Origin of the sequence: Streptomyces brasiliensis, from assembly GCF_014647875.1 — a bacterium.
Classification (GTDB): domain Bacteria; phylum Actinomycetota; class Actinomycetes; order Streptomycetales; family Streptomycetaceae; genus Streptomyces; species Streptomyces brasiliensis.
Map to the genome: position 1 here is coordinate 1 of NZ_BMQA01000186.1, position 2,472 is coordinate 2,472.

At 66.3% G+C, this 2,472-nt stretch carries 1 protein-coding gene; it reads right to left on the minus strand.

Features of this window, described 5'->3' with window-relative positions; translation table 11 throughout:
• Positions 1 to 46: 46 nt before the first annotated feature.
• Complete coding sequence (gene ltrA, locus IEZ19_RS49535) at positions 47 to 1,831, minus strand: group II intron reverse transcriptase/maturase (protein ID WP_229841736.1); 1,785 nt, start codon at positions 1,829 to 1,831, stop codon at positions 47 to 49.
• Positions 1,832 to 2,472 lie beyond the last annotated feature (641 nt).

Here is a 2,472-nt window from a genome sequence, read left to right on the forward strand (position 1 = left end):
GGTCCCCCCTAAGAACCGGCCTTGCGGGCTTTCCCCGCAGCTCGGCTCAAGCAAGCCCCGAAGGCCCGCAGACATGCAGTGACGCAGGATCCTTGTCAGCGAGCCGCTGGCAGGAGGCGTGAACAAGACGGAGCTGCACTCCGTCCGACGTGTCGATCCCGCGATACGTGATCACCCGGGTGGTGATCGCCTGGCGGGTGTCCCGCAACCACCGCTCCCACTCGATAGGACCGGAGGGCGAGTCATCGGCGTGCAGCAGCAGGCCCCGGCAGATCAGACACCGCCCGTTCTGCACCTGGAGCAGGCGCAACGTGGCACGGTTGACCGGCGGAGGCGCGCTGGTGCGGCGCCGTTCGGCCCAGTAGGAAACCAGGGCAGGGTCGTCCGGAGACGCCGCGCCATGGACCATCTGGTGTCGGACGATCTTCGTCCAGGCGAATTTCAGCAGGTAGGCGCCACTGTCGCGGTCGCCGAACACCCACTGATCCTGCCGGGACTTGTTGAACCTGCCGTAGTACCGGGCCGTGACCCAGTGCCGTGACTTGTTCGGATGAGCGCGGGTCGCCCACTTGTAAGTGAGCTTCCACATGTAGTCGTCCAGCGCGGTGAAGATCTCGCTGGCGACCACACTCCGGTAATAGGCGGACCATCCCCGGATGATCGGGTTGAGCCGTTGCAGCACCGCAGCGACGTTGGCCCCGTGCAGGGACCGCACTTCGGCGCGCATCCTGTTCCGGATCCGTCTGACGGCCTCGCGGCTCGGCTTGATCAGCAGCTTGCCGTGATAGCGGCGGATGGAGAAGCCGAGGAAATCGCAGCCTTCTTCGAGGTGGACGACGCGCGTCTTGTCCTCGTTGAAGAACAGCCCTCGCGGCCTCAGCCACCCGGCGAGCCTGGCCTTGACCTGCTCAGCCTGGTCCCGCGAATGGCACAGGGCGAGCAGATCGTCAGCGTATCGCACCAGCAGCGGGGAGCCCGGCATGGTGTCTCCGGCGCTACGGCCGGACTGCCGGTAGCGGACTCCCGCAGCCGTCTCCATCCCGTGCAGGGCGATGTTCAAGAGCACCGGGCTAATCCCACCGCCCTGGGGAGTTCCCTCCTCGGTCGGGGTGAACCGGCCGTCCTCGACCACGCCTGCCCGCAGCCACTGCCCGACAAGTTCCCGAGCGGGGAACGAGCCGAGCTGCTGGAGTAGGTGATCATGGTCGATGCGGTCGAATGCCGCCGCCAGATCCGCGTCCAGCGCCCACTGGCGGCGGGCCCGTTTACCCTTGGCCGTCCAGTAGATCGCCGCGATCGCGTCCTGACAGCCGCGGCCGGGCCGGAAGCCGTACGACTTCGGTTCGAACCGCGCCTCCCACTCGGGTTCCAGTGCCTGTGAGACTCGGGCCTGTTGGACCCGGTCCACGATCACATGGATGCCGAGAGGGCGTTTCTTGCCGCCCGCTTTGGGAATGAACACCCGCTTGACCGGCCGGGCCTGCCAAGGACCGGTTCGGTGCTGGAACCACTGGGCCAGCTCCGCCTTGCCCCTGGCGGTCAGGACGACCTGACCGTCGACCCCGGCCGTCTTGCGTCCTGCGTTGATCTCCGTGACCCGACGCACGCTGACCAGCGTGTTAGCCCGGGAGCGGAGTAACAGTTTCTGCAGATTGCGGACTCTTTTCAGGTCCCCTGCCTGCGATGCCGTGAAGATTCTCTGGCGCAGTCGCCGTACTGCCTCCTCCTGGGCCTGCCAGTCGATGGCATCCCAGTCGGGGGCTGCGTCCTCCGGTCCGTTCGCCGGGTCGGTGCTGGCCACCGCCGTATCGGCAGCGGATATGACCGTCACGGTGCCTAACTTGCCCTTCGGTTCCGGTTCCTTGCGTTGTCGAGTTCTTCACAGGCTCACCAGGCCCACGTCAGCACCCTTTCGGGTCCGGGTAGACGCCCGTATCCGGCCAGTTATGCGGGACGCGGCGGAGGTGCCGCTTTCCGTCCCGGTTTCCTGCTGCCTTTCGGCTTGCCGGCCTTGGCTTCTTGGGCCGTCCTGCATCCGCTGGGGAGCTGGGCCTTCCTTGCGGTCGGCTGACCAGACACGTCAATCTGTCTGGACCCCAACGGGGTTGTCGCGTTCCACACGTGTGAGACACGACCGGGGTGGGCGCCCTCATTACCCCGGGACGATGGTGTCCTCCCGGCCGACCAATGGTCTTCGACCGGCATCTGCCGTATCTCAGCGGCCAGTCCTGCACCTCACTATCGCTTCCCACCTGCGAGGCTTGCCATCACGGGGCATCGTTGAGGGTTCAGTAAGCTTCACCCGTCCGGTCTTTCCCTTGCCTGTGACTCCCGGGTGGAACGGGAGCCCTTGGGCTTCTTCTCCGAGCTTCGCACCCCGCCGTTACCGGCAACGCGCGTCGGAGAGGGAACGGGCCCTGGACACTGGCCCGGGTCACGTCATCGGCATGATGCCGACCTCCTTCCTCCGTG